We start from the raw sequence: 15,467 nt of genomic DNA on the forward strand, positions 1-15,467 counted from the left end.
GCGGTCACTAATCAGCAGACATCGGATCAAGGTTCGAACTCATCACTCCAACATCAGTAAGTTTTTTCGATTGGCGCAAGCTGTTCGTGGTTTTCAGCACAGCGCCAATGTACGAAGTGCCAGAGGGCCGAACACAGGTCGGTACGCTCGATACGGCATTCGTGGAAAGTCTGGAAGCACCTATCTACTTTACCATTGCCAGCAGACTCTGGAAGGCCGAGCGTGTGGACTTTGAAAATCACGCGATAAAAGCCAAGAAGGCGAAGGAAGGCATGGCGCCAAAGTGGAGCTCATTTGGTGGTCCGGACACTCCATTAGAGACCGCCCAACGAGTAGGTGAGTTTCTGTACGGGCATCGTTCGTTGCCTTCATTTTTAGATGAGTCTTCCCTTAGCACCCTACGTTCATTGTGTCAGGACGGACCCACTAGCACCGGCTGGTCGCCGCAATCACTCGAATACGTTCATATTGGAAACGGAAAGGCCACGGTTCGAACTTACGCCGGAGACAAACTTAACCGCACACTCGCTCGGCTACTTGAGAGCCAAGGCCTGAAGACTTCATGGAACTATGCCTCCGTGACAGTTGAGAAAGGGCCTTCCGATCCGGGAAAGCTCCGCAACCAGGTCTGCAAAGTAGTGACCAACCTGGTGGAAGCGACATGGTCGGATGATTTTATCGAGATACTGAACAGGAATCAAAAGGCCTGGCCATTTTCACCATTTGTACCTATGGTGCCTAACGACCTGGCCCACTAGCAGTTAACAACGATGGAACGAAACGGCCTGCAGGCAAAAATCGAAGCACTACGCCATTGGTCGCAACCGATAAAACCAGGACCTACGTTATTCATTGTTTTACCCGCCTCCACAACCCCGCGCCAGCGTCTGATCACGGTGCGTTCAATTTCCTTTCTGCCGCGTGAATTTCGCTGCATCAGGCACCAGCCCCACCCTGAATCACCCGAAAATCCGAATCCCGGGCACGCCAACACCCGGCAGTGCAGGTTCAAGTCAGTTCCAGGTTGAGTTGAATCGTCAGGTAGGCCGTTCGCGCAGGATTTTCTTAGCCACCTGGCCTGCTACGTGAGCGCCATTCCAGACTTTCCTCATGAATTGATCCAGTCCTGGATGGGGCGGGAAAGAAATTGTGCCAGGTCGATGCCGTCTGCGCCGACCAGCAGGGTGCGCTGTGGCTCGAAAGCTTTTCGGAATGCAGCCATTCCCGACAGGGCGTCACGCCGGGCCGTGCTCTTGACCTCAATGGCGAACAGGCGCTGGGCTGCTCGGACGACGAAATCCACTTCCCGATCGCCCTGGCGCCAGTAGTACAGCTCGCAGGCGCCTCGCGCAGCCTCATTGACCAGGTAGGCGCCGACGGCGGATTCCACCAGTCGACCGTAGAACTCGCTGTCGGCGCGGGCCTGTTCCGGGCTCAGGCCGGACATGGCGGTCATCAGTGCAGTGTTGAATACCTGCAGCTTCGGACTGGAAGCACGCTGGCGCACGGCATTGCCGGCGTATTTCTGCAGGCCCGTGAGCATGCCTGCAGCCTCCAGCAATTCCAGATAATGGGCCAGCGTTGTTGTGTTGCCGGCGTCCTGCAGCTGTCCCTGCATCTTGGTGTAGGACAGCACCTGCCCGGAAAAGCGGCAACCGAGCTCGAACAGACGACGCATCAGCGCCGGCTTGTCGACCCGGGTCAGAAGCATGACATCGCGGGCGATGGTGGTCTCGACCAATGCATCCAGAATATACCGGCGCCAGCGCTCTGGCTCGCCGGCCAACGGTGCGGCACCGGGGTAGCTGCCGTAGTACAGATAGTCTTCCAGGGAGAAGCCGAAAGCTTCCTGCATCTCCGACAAGGACCAATGCGGCAGATGAAGGGTCTCGAATCGGCCGGCGAGGCTCTCGGTCAGGCCCTGCTGAAGCAATAGCGGCGCCGAGCCCAGCAGCACCACCTTGAGCGGGCGCTTCTCGCGGCTATCCTCGTCCCACAGCCGCTTGACGGCCTCAGACCACTGCTCAACCTTCTGGATCTCGTCGATAACGAGGATCCCGCCAGCCTCAGCCAGCTCGAACCGCGCTGCCTCCCATTGGGACACCAGCCAGTCGCGGTCTCTCAGCGAGGGTTCGTCGGCACTCGCGAATCGAACCGGCAAGTCGATCTTTCGGGTCACCTGCTGAACCAGTGTGGTCTTGCCCACCTGACGTGCACCGGTGACGACCTGAATCCATCGCCGAGGCTCTTCCAGACGTCTCGCAAGCTCCGCAGCTTGCGATCGTTGAAACGAATTATCTGACTTACTCATCATGTTGAGTATTTTTACTCAATGATTTGAGTACGTCAATTCAGTACGGGATCAAGCCCCCTCACAGATTCTCGAGCGGATGCGTATCGGCTTGAGTTGCTGCCGGCCTCGAAAGCAGGCGATGACGTGGTGACCGAGGAGAGGCTGGAAGCCGCATCAGAAACGACAAGAGCCAATGGCAGGCACCCAATAACCTTGCAAATCTGGAGGCTTGCTCCATAATTGCAAGGATGAAATCGCGCAAACTGAAAACCAGGCTGCTGGAGTACCTGGACGTATTTCCCGCCGTGGCCATGCTGGGCCCGCGCCAGGTGGGCAAGACAACCCTTGCGCTGGAGATCGGCAAGGAACTCGATGCCGTCTACCTGGACCTGGAATCACCAGCCGACCGCAACAAGCTCCGCGAGCCCGAGCTCTACCTGTCCCGCCACCGGGATCGGCTCGTTATCCTCGACGAGATCCATCGCGCTCCGGAGATCTTTCAACCCCTGCGCGGACTGATCGATGCTGCCCGGCGACAGGGACGAAAAGCAGGCCACTACCTTCTGCTGGGTTCGGCCTCGATGGACCTCCTGCAACAGACCGGAGAAAGCCTGGCCGGACGCATCGGCTACCTGGAGCTGACACCACTGGACATCAGTGAAATCGGCGCCGACCAGCAATCAACCCTGTGGCTGCGCGGCGGATTTCCCGAAAGCCTGCTGGCCTCCGACGACAAGACCAGCCTGCTGTGGCGACAGAACTTCATTCGCACCTACCTGGAACGCGACATCCCGGCACTCGGCTCGCGAATCCCGGCCGAAACCCTGCGTCGATTCTGGACCATGCTGTCTCACCAGCAAGGCCAACTGCTCAACGCCGCCCAGCTCGCCCGAGGCCTTGCCGTTGATGGCAAGACCGTTGCCAACTATCTCGACCTGATGGTCGATCTGCTGCTGGTAAGACGCTTGCCACCTCTTCTGGCCAATATCGGCAAACGCCAGGTTCGCTCCCCACGCACCTACGTGCGCGACAGCGGCCTGGTCCACGCACTGCTTGGCCTGGCCAACGAAGAGGAGCTGCTGGGCAGCCCGGTGGCCGGGAGCAGCTGGGAGGGGCTGGTTGTGGAATCACTGATCAATGCCGCCCCGGACGACACCAACGCAACCTTCTATCGCACGGCTGCCGGTGCCGAAATCGATCTCGTGCTGGACATTCCGCGCCATGGCCGATGGGCATTCGAAGTCAAGTTGAGCCTGTCCCCTCGACCTCGTCGCGGCTTTCATCACGCCTGCGATGACCTCGGAACAGACCAGCGCATCGTCGTGTATCCCGGGCGGGAAGACTACCCGCTAACCGAAGCGATCGAAGTGGTCGGATTCGCCAGCGCGGTGAACCGGCTGCAGGACCTCGACTTGCTGGCAATGCCAGCCAAACGGGACCACTGACAGAGGCATTGCCCGATGTCGATGACGACCTGCCACGGCCGGACGAAGACTACCGATCGGTAGAGGACTGAATTCGCTCGTTGGCTTCAGTGGGCTGATCGAAGATTGATGTCTTGATGCTTTCAGTAGTGATGCCAGGATGCATCCATGCAGACGACACTGACCATTGACGACGAACTGGCCCGGCTGCTCAAGCGACGCGCCGCCGAGACTGGCCGCCCGTGTTGAATTGCACCCAAAATTGACCCACTAGCCCCCCGGATTTGCATCGAATTTTAACCCACGTACAACCCTTCCCTGCCAACGAATTTTGCAGGGGTATCGAGGAGTGATAAACGTGGCATTAGTCAGCGTAATCCGGCGTTGGCATCTTCGCGATGGCACGTCCATCCGCGAGATCGCCAGGCGAACCGGCCTATCGAGAAATACAGTTCGCAAATACCTGTCCAATGAAGAGTTGGAGCCGAGCTATCCGGCTCGTAGGAGCCCCAGCAAGCTCGATGATTACGGCAAGACCCTGACCAGTTGGCCGTTCCGCGAGTCCCGGCGGCACCGCAAGCAGCGCCGAACGGTCAAGCGGTTGTATCGGGATCTGGTCGAACTGGGTTATACCGGCTCCTATGACCGGGTTGCGGCCTTTGCCCGCCAATGGCGCCAGGGGCAGCAGGAAGCCAGGCATCTTGCCGGCAAACAGGCCTACGTGCCGCTGCAATTTGCCCCCGGCGAGGCTTTCCAGTTCGACTGGAGCGAGGACTGGGTCAGAATCAACGGTGTCAGCACCAAGCTCCAGATTGCCCATTTCAAGCTGAGCTTCAGTCGCGCTTATTTCATGCACACCTATCTGACGCAGTCCCACGAGATGCTCTTTGACGCCCACCACCACGCCTTCAGCGCCTTCGGTGGTGTCCCCGAGCGCGGCATTTACGACAACATGAAGACGGCGGTGGACAAGATCGGCCGGGGCAAGCAGCACCAGGTGAACAAGCGCTTCTACGCCATGGTCGGGCATTACCTGTTTGAGCCGGCGCCCTGCGCAACGGCGCGCCGTTTACACAACTGCCGGAGAGCTTCCGGCACCTGCAAAGCCGGTTGCTCAAGCGCCCCGGTGGCGACCGCGAGATGGTCGATATCCTGGCGCTTGTGCTGTTGCACGATGAGCAGCTCGTGGAACAGGCCATCGTCCAGGCGCTGGAAATCGGTGAAGCCTCCAAGGACCACGTCCTGAACTGCCTCAGTCGCCTGGAGCAACCGCGGCGGCCGCAACCCCTGCACACCCCGCCGGCGCTGAAGCTGGTCAACGAGCCGCAGGCCAATACGGCCCGCTACGACATACTGAGGAGCGCCCATCATGAAGGCTGACGCCATGATCACCACCTTGAAAACCCTGAAGCTGCACGGGATGGCCGATGCCGTAACTACCCTGGCAGGCCAATCCTCACCCCCCCTGCCAGCAGGCGCTCCCGATACTGGAGATACTGCTCAAGGCAGAAGCCTCGGAGCGCGACGTGCGCTCGATGAACTACCAGATGAAGGCTGCCAAGTTCCCGGCCTACCGGGATCTGGCCGGCTTCGACTTCAACCAGAGCGCGGTCGACAAAGCCCTGGCGCGCGCCCTGCATCGTTGCGAGTTCCTCGAGGATGCCCACAACTTCGTGCTCATCGGCGGGCCGGGGACCGGCAAAACGCACCTGGCCACAGCAATCGGCATCCAGGCCATCCAGCATCACCGGTTGCGGGTACGCTTCCTGTCCACGGTCGAGCCGGTCAACGCGCTGGAACAGGAGAAGCAAGCCGGGCAACAGGGGCGGCTGGCCAACCGACTGATCCATACCGATCTGGTCATGCTCGATGAACTGGGCTACCTGCCTTTCAGTCAGGCCGGCGGCGCCTTGGTTTTCCACCTGATCAGCAAGCTCTACGAGCGCACCAGCATCATGATCACGACCAATCTGAGCTTCAGCGAATGGTCGAGCGTATTTGGCGATGAGAAGATGGCCACGGCCCTGTTGGACCGGCTGACGCATCATTGCCACATTCTGGAGACCGGCAACGAGAGTTACCGGCTGAAACACTCAACAACGAATCAGGAGGGAAGCGAGGCGCGTGCATTTCGCCGGCTACCTAAAGGGTGCCAGGATGATCCCGTTGACGACAGGCTGATTCGTTCACAAGACTTGCTCAGCCTCGTTGGGTTCGCACCGCTGTCCCGATAACCTGCCGAACTTGACGTCGCATCGTCGTTGCGTGTGCTTGCGTACAGACAGCCACTGAGCTAGGCCACAAGATGGGCGCCTGTTGCAGCTTGCAAAGGAATGTCCCGTAATGTACCGATCCGGCTTGATCCTCTCCGGAGTAACCAGACTCCAGCATGGTAGTGGCGCTGGATGGATGCGCCTGGAACTGGCTTTCTGGATTCTGGGCATCGCGTTGATCACCACTTACCTTGCAGCAACCGCCACGCTGGAGAATCAACGCACTCAGGGCATCGAGCTGTTTGCCGAGGCGAGGGCAACGGCAATGCTCGCTGGCCCGGTTGCCAACCGCCCCGCCACCAATGCGTCTGCACGGCTTCAGGACAGGCAAGCCGTTGTACCCATGCCCATCAGCGCAGGCGCTATCGAAACGCCCCCCCTGCCGATTGCGGTGTTGCGCATGGATCGAGTCGGATTGGAGGTTCCGGTTTACCCGGACATCAGCGAACTGAACCTGAGCCGTGGTGCTGGCTGGATTGGCGGAACTGCCGCGCCCAACACGGGCGGCAACGTGGCGGTTGCGGCCCATCGTGATCGCTACTTTCGACCGCTGAAGGACGTCAAGGTCGGTGACATCCTCGAGCTGGAGAGTCTCTCCGGTCGCGGTGAGTTTCGCGTGTCCAGGATTGTCATTGTCGACCCGGCCGAAGTCTCGGTACTCGATGACACTACGGTGCCCACTGTCACTCTGGTCACCTGCTACCCCTTTTATTTCATCGGCAATGCACCGCGTCGCTACATCGTGCAGGCCATTGCCGTTGATCAATCCGGGAAGGTATCCACTTCGGACGCTCTTCTCACCGCACTACCATTAGGAGAAACACCATGAATACCCGCTTGAATGTATTGGCCATGACATCGGCAGCCTTGCTGCTGGGTCTGGCATGGACTGGAAACTCACTGGCCCAGCAAGCCTCACCTGCGATGCCGGCGCCGGAACTGGACCGGGTCAGTTGTACCGAGGTTGACTGGCATCAGAATATGAAGCGTGACTATCCCTGGGTTGCCAACGCCTGCCATGAAGCCATCGTCGTCGATGGGCAGAAGTGGGCCCGCTTCGAGGCGGTTTTCCAGACACTGAATCGAGATGGATCGATTACCTCGAATTTCAGGAATGATCGTGGCCGCTCACTGGGCAACGTTACCCTGAAGCCGGGTCCGGATCAGCGCGTGTTGCTGGACGGTCGTCCCACACGATTTTCGGATCTGCAACGCGGCCAGGTGCTGAACTTCTACGCACCGGAAGGCATGTACGCTTTTACCACTGCGCCCGGCGTTCCGGCTACCGAAGTAGTCCAGATTGTGGAGCCGGCACCGGTTTCACAACCGCCACGACAACTGGCCCAAGCGGAACCGACAACGACGACTCGACCTGCCACCCTGCCGGCGACCGCAGGTCTACTACCGATCATGGTTTTGGGCGGACTGTTGTCGCTGTTGGGTGGAATCAGTCTGACCATGCGTCGGTGCTTGACCGGTAGGAATGGTCGATAATCAGTTCTGCCACTGACTGGCAAGTTGGAAAAGGACATGGGCGCTGATGCGCCCATGTCCTTTTGCGCGGCCCGCCGAAGTCACACGGGGTCATCCCGCAAAGCCCCGTCGCGCCCGCGCAGAGCTATTCAGCGGTTCCCTAACGAACACTGTCCGATTGCAGACCAATCGAGCAAGTGTGCGCTCGCGCACAGATGAAAGTTTCCATTGCTTGCTAGGCTGATCGATCTGCCAGGCTGAATATGCCAGGAAAAAGTGTATGTCTGATCAAATGTCCGATCGTCAATCGTACATTCACGGCCCTCGGTGGCATTCCCAAGATCTGGATGAGTGGGAGAATGAAGGCGGCAGCGTATTTGAGTTGATTACGGCAGAGTACTCCAATAATCACCAGAGCAGGGTTTGTTCCGAATCCGGTTCCGTGCTGCTCGATTCGTTGCCCACAGCTATTCTGATCACCGATCTCGACGGCAACATCGTCTATAGCAATCCAGCCTGCCAGAAGTTGTATGCCGCTTCGGCGTCGGAACTGCTTGGCACCCACTGGTGCCAGGCCATCGATGCGCGGGATCGCGTGACCATTCCTGCCCGTTGGCAGGAAGCCGGCAACGGCCGAGATCCCTTGACTTTCGAGTTGCGGATGGTGACCCCCTCGGGAAAGCGAATCTGGACACGACACAGTATTGCCCGTCTTGCGCCGGCGCCGGAGGTCGAAACGCGTATCCACACTATCGAAGACATCACCGCGATCAAGTCCTCGGAGCAGGCGGTGGAGACTGCCACGGAAGCACTGTCTAGAGAACGGGAACGCGCCCGGGTCACGCTGGAATGTGTCGGCGATGCGGTCGTCAGCACCGATGCCGCAGGCCAGGTGACCTATCTGAATGCCGTGGCCGAAGAGCTTACCGGCTGGCCCCGCGAAGCTGCTTGCGGTCGGCCGTTCAGTGCGGTGTTCAGGGTGGTCTATGCGGATAGCGGTCTACCCGTGCACAATCTGGCTGATCGGGCCATGAAGGGGCTGGAAATCGTGCAGATGCCGCCAAACTGCCAGCTGCTGAGGCGGGACGGCAGCAAGCTGCTTATCGAGGATTCCGCCGCACCCATCATCGACGCAGACGGTCGGCTTGCCGGCGCGGTCGTGGTGTTTCGTGACCGCAAGATGTCCAGGCAGAGCGTGGCGAAGATGACTTACCTCGCCCGCCACGATGCCCTGACTGGCATTCCCAATCGGGCGGTGTTTTTCGAACGGTTCGATCAGGCCATCCATCTGGCCAGGCGGCATCAGAATCAAGTGGGAGTGCTGTTCATCGACCTCGATAATTTCAAGCAGGTAAACGATAACCTGGGGCACAAGGTGGGGGACCGGCTTTTGAAAGATCTGTCCCGGAGACTGACCTCCTGCGTGCGCAGCACCGACCTTGTCTGCCGCTATGGTGGCGACGAGTTCGTTGTGCTGCTCACTGAAATCAGGCAGCCCGAAGATGCAGGCAGAATTGCCACGAAGATGCAGATGGCAGCAGCCAGGCTTTTCCATGTTCATCGCCATCCGGCAAGCCTGGAGTTGAGTGTTGGAATCAGTCTCTATCCCAAAGATGGCGCCAGTATGAAGTTACTGGTGCACCGGGCGGACGTCGCGATGTATAACGCCAAGCTCGGTGGTGGAAGGCGATACTGCTTCTATGAGGCCGGCATGCAACGACCCATGGCTGGGTCTCGCTTTGACAAAGTAGCCAATGTGTCCAAGCGCACAGACCGCCTTGGATGATCCGGGTGAAGATTCCATCCAATGCTCTCTTGCCTCGACTATCTTCGTGGCGAGATCAAACCCGGCGCCGGCCTTGACATGCCTGCCATTTCCGTCATCACTGTGGATATACGATCATGAAAGTTTTCACAAGGATTTTTGCATTATTTGCCGTGGCCCTGATGCTGGCTGTTCTTGCCGGCTGCGCCGGAACAGATACCCGTTCATCAACCGGCGAGTACCTTGACGATACAGCCATCACTGCCCGGGTCAAGGCGGCCATTTTCAACCATCCCGATCTGCGCTCATCCGAGATCAACGTCGAAACGTACAGGAATGTCGTCCAGTTGAGCGGCTTTGTCAGTTCTCAGGCCGAGATTGATGCCGCGGTTGATCTGACCCGGACCATCGCTGGAGTGCAGTCGGTAAAGAACGATATGCGGCTGCGCTGAGTTGGAATCATTTGGAGAATCAGTCATGAACAAGAACCAGATCAAGGGTAGTTCGAAGGAACTCGCCGGAAAGTTTCGGGAAACCACCGGGAAGGCCGTTGGCAACAAGAAAATGGAGCGCAAGGGCAAGACCAAACGTGTTGTGGGCAAGGCCCAGAAAGCCGTGGGCAATGCACAGGAAAAGATCAAGCGGAGCACATCATGAACAAGGCCAGCGAGATCGCCAGGGAATCCTTGGCGGAAGGCCGGTCAGGACACAGCAATAAAGCTTTGCTGCTCTCGGCCACCACGCTGACAGGCAACGAGATCTGCAACCGCTATGGCGAAAAGCTCGGCCATATCCGGGATTTCGTGCTAGATATGGACAATGGGCGTATTCGCTATGCGGTGATGAGTTGCGGTGGTTTTCTTGGCATGGGAGACCGATTGTTTGCCATTCCCTGGAGTGCGCTTGACCTTGATACTGAGCACAAGCGTTTTCAGCTTGACGTCGGCATCGATCGTCTCAAGGCCGCACCGGGCTTTGACAAGGATAACTGGCCCAACATGGCCGATGAGCAATGGGCCGGCAAGGTGCGCTACCATTTTCGTCGAATCAGGGATGACTCGACTTCAAGGTTGTAGTCGTGGGCGTGGATTGGTTACGTTCGGCAGCGAACAGATCCAACCGCTGTGGGCATGATGGAATGAGCCTGGGTTCTTCGCTTCGCTTGGCAGCCCGCGATCATGACGACGAATAAACCACCCCTGGCCACTGCCAACCTAATCTACTTCGTGGCCGTCCACCTGCTCGCTCTGGTGGCCGCGCCCCTGTGGGCTCTGCTGGTCGGCTTCAGCGGCTGGGCCTGGCTGACTGCCGGGTTGATCTGGTTGTTCAGTGGGCTTTCGATCACTGCCGGCTACCATCGTTTGTGGTCGCATCGCAGTTACCAGGCGACCTGGCCACTCAAGCTGTTCTTTGTCATCTTTGGCACCTTCGCCCTGCAAAATTCGGTGTTGGTCTGGTGCGCGCGCCATCGCCTGCATCATCGCTTTGTCGATGATACTGAGCGCGACCCCCATTCGATCCGAACGGGATTCTGGCATGCTCACATTGGATGGATGCTACGTCACTGGCCCACGAGTGAGATCGATTTCGACCAGGTCAAGGACCTGGAACGCGACCCGTTGCTGAGATGGCAGCACCGTCACTATTGGCTGCTGACCTGGTTGCTCAATCTGGGCGTGCCGGTCCTGCTCGGAGTGCTGATTGGCGAGGTGATCGGCATGGTACTGCTGGCCGGCGCGGTCCGTCTGGTGTTCAGCCAGCACTGCACCTTTTTCATCAATTCGCTGGCACATACCTGGGGCAAGCGTCACTATACCGACAGCAATACTTCTCGTGACAATGCCTGGCTGGCGCTGGTGACCTGGGGCGAGGGTTATCACAATTTTCATCACGCCTTCCAGGCCGATTACCGCAATGGCGTGTGCTGGTGGCATTTCGACCCCGGCAAGTGGCTGATCGCAGCCTGTTCGTCGGTTGGATTGGCCGGTAGTCTCAAACGCACCCCGGCCTTCAGAATCCGGAGGGCAAAGATGACAATGCAGTTTCGCCAACTCGAACGTGAGTTGGCCTCAGGCCATGCCAGCGAGACCTGGGCCGAGGCCATCGAGCGCGAGTATCAGCAGTTCATGGACATCGTCAGCCAGTGGCAGGCCGTTCAGGCCGAACGTGTTCAGGCCGGCACTGCTGCAGCACGCGATCGATGGCAGCGGCACAAGTTCAGGCAGCGCTTCCGGGAACTCGATCGGACCCTGAAGGACCAGGCCCGCCGCCTGGCCTGCCTGCAACAGCAATGGCATGAAAGTAGTCGTGATGTGGTTTGACCCCACTCGTCGGTGGATGTATTGCAGGCCTTGGGTTACGCCGATGATCGACTGATCGGTCTTCTCTCTCAAAAGTGTGCCACCGCACAGACCGCAATCCGCAGGTGGCTTATCGTGCATACGTGGTTTGTCTTCTGCCATCCAGTGTTTGGTGCTGCGGCAGGTTTATCAATCAATGCACCGACTTCAATATCCCAGCATCAATCCAGCAGCCGCAGACTCAACAAGATCTCGCGCTTGCCACCCCAAACCCGAATCACGAGGAACTGAAATGAACAAGACAGGATATGCAGCACTTCTTCTCATCTGCGCGTTGCCGGTTTCGGTCGTCGCACAGCAGTCTTCCGGCAGCAATGCTGGAGCTTCAGCAGGCGACAGGGAATTCTCGATCTCCGGTACCGGCAGCAGCGACAAACGTTTCAAAAGCGGCACCTTTGGCGTAACCGGTGACTATGGCTGGTATCGAAGTGATCAAATGATCTGGGGTGTACGGCAAAGCATCAACTATGCCAGCATCCGTGGAGAGAGCCTGAAGAATGATTTCTGGAATGGTTCGACTCGTGGCTACCTGAATTACCAGTTCGGCACCGGTCCGTCACGGCCTTTTGTTGGCGGCAGTCTCGGTCTCATATACGGCGACGGTGTCAAGAACAGCGGTTTCTCCGGCCTTGAGACCGGCGTCAAGCACTACATGAACCCGACAACCTACTTTCTGGGTCGAGTGGAGTACCAGTTCTTCTTCAGCAAGGAACGCAGTGAGTTCGATGAAGGCTTCAAGGATGGCGCCTGGGCCTACACGGTGGGCCTGGGCTACAACTTCTAGTGTTCTCTTTCAGAGTCTCCGGCGGAGCCACCGGCCTCGTCGGCTTATCACCACCGGCCGGTCCTGCGCGCCACATGGATAAGCACAAGTGCCACCAGCATCATCACCAGCAGGCCGGACATTAGGCCAGTCTGGGGTGCCAGTGCCAGCAGGGCATCCACCAGGCGGCCCTGTTGCAGCGCACCGGCCATGAACCAGGCGACCACCGCAACAATCACCAGGCCGAGCAGGGCCACATCGAACAGCTTGTGACTGTGCACCATTGCGATTGCCGCCAGTACCAGCACCAGACCCAGCGGCATGTACCAGATCGACCCGGCCAGCAGGGCTTGCCAGATGGCGACGGCCGCGGCCAGGGCCCCCAGCAGCGGCGCCAGCAGCACCAGCACCAGCGCCAGCCCGTAAAGCAGCGCGGTGGCAGTCCTTGATCGTGTCCGTGGCGGCAGCATCGTGTTCATGCCGCCAATTGTGGCCGCAAGGGAATGGGCGGTCGGTGCGTCAGGGAACAGAAGGCATGGTCGAGCAGCCGGTCGTTATCCGATTCTGGCGCCAGGGCCAACCGACCTGCGCGAACATGGTTGGTGCGCTAGCGCACGGAAGGCAGCTCTCGATCGGTCCAGACTGTAACCGTTGAATGCCTGCGTGGAGCATGCTCAAGATGAGTGTTGGAACGGTCCTGCTGATCCTGATTGTGTTGGCGCTGGTCGGAATCATCCCGGTCTGGCCGCATAGCAAGGCATGGGGCTATGGCCCCACGGGCATCATCGGTTTCATACTGCTGGTGTTGTTGATCCTGTTCGTTATGGGCAGGATTTGATTCTGGCAGGGCCGGGCATGTTTTGCTGGTAGCGCATGCCCGGTTTTTTTTGCGATAGCGAACCGACCGTGGCACGAGTGGCCAGTCGACTGCTTCTCTGCAACTCACAACATCGCTTGACTTGGTTTGGCACATGATGAACGTTTCATTCACATTGAATTACCGACTACTTGTCTCCCTGGCGGCTGCATTCATGCTGCTTCAAGGCTGCGCTGTCAATCCGGTCAGTGGCAAGCAACAATTCGTCCTGGTCAGTGAAAGCCAAGAGATCGCCATGGGCGCGCAGGGTGCCGCATCGGTCTCACAATCCATCGGTGTTGTCGATGATCCCGCGCTGCAAACTTATGTTCAGGAACTGGGCAGCCGGATGGCGCTGGCTTCCGAACGTCCGCACCTGCCCTGGTCGTTCAGCGTGCTCGATGATCCCACCCCCAATGCATTCGCTTTTCCCGGCGGCTATATCTTCATTACCCGAGGCCTGATGGGGCTGATGGGCAACGAGGCCGAGCTGGTCAGCGTGCTGGGGCACGAGATCGGGCACGTGACCGCACGTCACTCGGTAGCCATGATGACCCGCGCGCAGGTGGCCCAGATCGGGCTGGGTGTGGGCAGCATTCTCAGCCCTGAACTGGCCCAGTTCAGCGAAGCTGCGACCGGAGGTCTGTCACTGCTGTTCCTGAGCTATGGACGCGACGCCGAACGCCAGGCCGACGATCTTGGTTTTCAGTACGCGCTTGACCATGGCTACGACGTGCGTGAAATGGTCAATGTGTTCGCCTCGCTGCAGCACGCTGGCCAGCTCGCCGGCCACAGCCCCTTGCCCAACTGGCTGGCCAGCCACCCCGGCCCGGCCGAACGCATCCAGCGCATCGAGACCCGGTTGGGCAATCTGGACCAGTCGCTGGCCGGTACGCGCGTGGGCCGGGATGATTACCTGGCCCGAGTCGATGGCATGGTGTTCGGCGTGAATCCGCGCCAGGGCTATTTCGAGGACAACCGCTTCATGCATCCGGATCTGGCTTTTCGGATCACGTTTCCCGCCGGCTGGAAAACCCAGAACCTGGCCCAGGTGGTCCTGGCAGGCAGTCCCGATCAGGATGCCGTGGTGCAGTTGGCGCTGGCCGGCGGCACACCATCTGAGGCTGCCAAGCAGTTCTTCGCCCAGGAGGGCCTGACATCCAGCAATGTGGGCCAACGGTCAATCAATGGCCTCAGCGCCATGCTAGGGCGCTTCCAGACGCAGACCGCAAGCGGCCAGCTCGGCGGCCTAGCGGCCTTCATTGCCCATGGTGGGCACACCTACCGCGTGCTGGCATACACCCCGGCCGACCGGCTCAGCCACTACGGTTCAGCCTTCGAGCAATCCATCCTGAGTTTCGCCAGGCTGACCGACCGCAAGGCGCTGGCCAGGCAACCCGAGCGCATTGCCATCGTGCGCACGTCCCGGGCCATGACGCTGGCGTCGTTCAACGCCCAGTATCCGTCGGTCATCGACCTCGAACGCCTGGCCCTGATCAACCAGGTCTCCGGCCCCGATGTGCCCATTCCGGCCGGCACCCCGGTCAAGCGGGTGGTGCGGTAACCATTCGGACATCCGAGTCCCGAGTCCCGGTGAGATCGGCCACCACACCACTGTCGTCTCTGGACTAGAATGGTCAAACCATCCCGGAAGGAGGTACCTGGTCATGACCAGCAGCAAGCGGAACGGACCGGAGCATTTGCGCGCCGATGCCGAAGGGCGACTGCGCACCGGCACGGCACCAGTGTCAGCGGGGTGGACGGTTGGGGCCGAGGCGCTGTCACTGCTGTACCGGCTCGCCAGCGACCCGAACAGTTCCGCCAATGCCCAGAAACTGCTGCACGAATTGCAGACCCATCAGGTCGAACTGGATCTGCAGCATGCCCAACTGGCAGAGAATGAGCATGAGCTGGCGCTGCAGCTGGCCAATTACGAATGTTTGTATAACCATGCGCCGGCAGGCTACCTGGTGCTTGACCCCAATGGTCGCATTCTCCGATCCAACCGGACTGCAAGTGAGTTGTTCGGGCTGGACGCGGATCAACTCGAGGACAAAATGCTGACCAGCCTGCTGAGCCCGGAAAGCCGGTCGGCACTCCAGACCGCGCTGAAAGACGCCGGAATCGGCAAGGCCACCGAAGCGATCCAGGTACAGGCGCTGGACTCCCGCCCCCTTGGCCTGTTAGCCGGCATGGCCCCGGGAAAGGATGCCGTTCTGGTGATGGTGTTTCCGGAACGCCCGACCCAGGGAGGCTGATC

At 59.3% G+C, this 15,467-nt stretch carries 15 protein-coding genes and 2 pseudogenes; 15 read left to right on the top strand and 2 right to left on the bottom strand.

Annotated features, from left to right (window positions below; genetic code table 11):
• The first annotated feature begins 107 nt into the window (after window positions 1-107).
• The gene (locus IC757_RS13250) at window positions 108-758 is read left to right on the top strand and encodes a hypothetical protein (protein ID WP_190974772.1); all 651 of its coding nucleotides are present in this window, start codon (window positions 108-110) and stop codon (window positions 756-758) included.
• 350 nt (window positions 759-1,108) lie between these two features.
• Here the strand turns inward: IC757_RS13250 and IC757_RS13255 are convergent, their stop codons facing one another.
• On the bottom strand, window positions 1,109-2,314 hold the full coding sequence (locus IC757_RS13255; protein ID WP_190974773.1) for an ATP-binding protein: 1,206 nt from the start codon (window positions 2,312-2,314) through the stop codon (window positions 1,109-1,111).
• Between the two features lie 227 nt (window positions 2,315-2,541).
• Between IC757_RS13255 and IC757_RS13260 the strand changes: the two genes are divergently transcribed.
• The 11 genes and pseudogenes from IC757_RS13260 to IC757_RS13310 all read left to right on the top strand — a co-directional run bounded on the left by IC757_RS13260 (window position 2,542) and on the right by IC757_RS13310 (window position 12,372).
• Window positions 2,542-3,738, top strand: a complete 1,197-nt coding sequence (locus IC757_RS13260) for an ATP-binding protein (protein WP_190974774.1) — start codon at window positions 2,542-2,544, stop codon at window positions 3,736-3,738.
• Between the two features lie 337 nt (window positions 3,739-4,075).
• Window positions 4,076-5,097, top strand: a pseudogene (gene istA, locus IC757_RS13265) (IS21 family transposase).
• Window positions 5,087-5,951 (top strand): annotated as a pseudogene (istB, locus tag IC757_RS13270) (IS21-like element helper ATPase IstB). Before istA ends, istB begins: the two co-directional pseudogenes overlap by 11 nt.
• 109 nt (window positions 5,952-6,060) lie before the next feature.
• Window positions 6,061-6,819: a class D sortase gene (locus IC757_RS13275; RefSeq protein WP_190974775.1), complete on the top strand. Its 759-nt coding sequence runs from the start codon at window positions 6,061-6,063 to the stop codon at window positions 6,817-6,819.
• Window positions 6,816-7,484 (top strand): hypothetical protein, encoded by a 669-nt coding sequence (locus IC757_RS13280; protein ID WP_190974776.1) that lies wholly within the window; start codon window positions 6,816-6,818, stop codon window positions 7,482-7,484. The genes IC757_RS13275 and IC757_RS13280 overlap by 4 nt, the downstream gene beginning before the upstream one ends.
• 421 nt (window positions 7,485-7,905) lie before the next feature.
• Window positions 7,906-9,249 (top strand): diguanylate cyclase domain-containing protein, encoded by a 1,344-nt coding sequence (locus tag IC757_RS13285; protein ID WP_190974777.1) that lies wholly within the window; start codon window positions 7,906-7,908, stop codon window positions 9,247-9,249.
• 116 nt (window positions 9,250-9,365) lie between these two features.
• Window positions 9,366-9,680, top strand: a complete 315-nt coding sequence (locus IC757_RS13290) for a BON domain-containing protein (protein ID WP_190974778.1) — start codon at window positions 9,366-9,368, stop codon at window positions 9,678-9,680.
• A 25-nt stretch (window positions 9,681-9,705) separates the two neighbouring features.
• Entirely contained in the window at window positions 9,706-9,885 is a 180-nt protein-coding gene (locus IC757_RS13295; RefSeq protein ID WP_190974779.1) for a CsbD family protein, read from the top strand.
• Entirely contained in the window at window positions 9,882-10,304 is a 423-nt protein-coding gene (locus tag IC757_RS13300; protein WP_190974780.1) for a PRC-barrel domain-containing protein, read from the top strand. Before IC757_RS13295 ends, IC757_RS13300 begins: the two co-directional genes overlap by 4 nt.
• A gap of 102 nt (window positions 10,305-10,406) precedes the next feature.
• Window positions 10,407-11,549 carry an acyl-CoA desaturase gene (locus tag IC757_RS13305; RefSeq protein ID WP_190974781.1) on the top strand — a complete coding sequence of 381 codons (1,143 nt, stop codon included), beginning with the start codon at window positions 10,407-10,409 and terminating at the stop codon, window positions 11,547-11,549.
• A 271-nt stretch (window positions 11,550-11,820) separates the two neighbouring features.
• Window positions 11,821-12,372, top strand: a complete 552-nt coding sequence (locus IC757_RS13310) for a hypothetical protein (protein ID WP_190974782.1) — start codon at window positions 11,821-11,823, stop codon at window positions 12,370-12,372.
• 47 nt (window positions 12,373-12,419) lie between these two features.
• Here the strand turns inward: IC757_RS13310 and IC757_RS13315 are convergent, their stop codons facing one another.
• Window positions 12,420-12,830, bottom strand: a complete 411-nt coding sequence (locus IC757_RS13315) for a hypothetical protein (RefSeq protein WP_190974783.1) — start codon at window positions 12,828-12,830, stop codon at window positions 12,420-12,422.
• Window positions 12,831-13,030: 200 nt separating this feature from the next.
• Between IC757_RS13315 and IC757_RS13320 the strand changes: the two genes are divergently transcribed.
• The 3 genes from IC757_RS13320 (at window position 13,031) to IC757_RS13330 (ending at window position 15,465) form a co-directional block, all read left to right on the top strand.
• Complete coding sequence (locus tag IC757_RS13320; protein ID WP_190974784.1) at window positions 13,031-13,189, top strand: DUF3309 family protein; 159 nt, start codon at window positions 13,031-13,033, stop codon at window positions 13,187-13,189.
• Between the two features lie 133 nt (window positions 13,190-13,322).
• The gene (locus IC757_RS13325) at window positions 13,323-14,771 is read left to right on the top strand and encodes a M48 family metalloprotease (RefSeq protein ID WP_190974785.1); all 1,449 of its coding nucleotides are present in this window, start codon (window positions 13,323-13,325) and stop codon (window positions 14,769-14,771) included.
• Window positions 14,772-14,874: 103 nt separating this feature from the next.
• The gene (locus IC757_RS13330) at window positions 14,875-15,465 is read left to right on the top strand and encodes a PAS domain-containing protein (RefSeq protein WP_190974786.1); all 591 of its coding nucleotides are present in this window, start codon (window positions 14,875-14,877) and stop codon (window positions 15,463-15,465) included.
• Window positions 15,466-15,467: the final 2 nt, after the last annotated feature.

The sequence above is a fragment of the Wenzhouxiangella sp. AB-CW3 genome (genome assembly GCF_014725735.1).
GTDB lineage: Bacteria > Pseudomonadota > Gammaproteobacteria > Xanthomonadales > Wenzhouxiangellaceae > Wenzhouxiangella.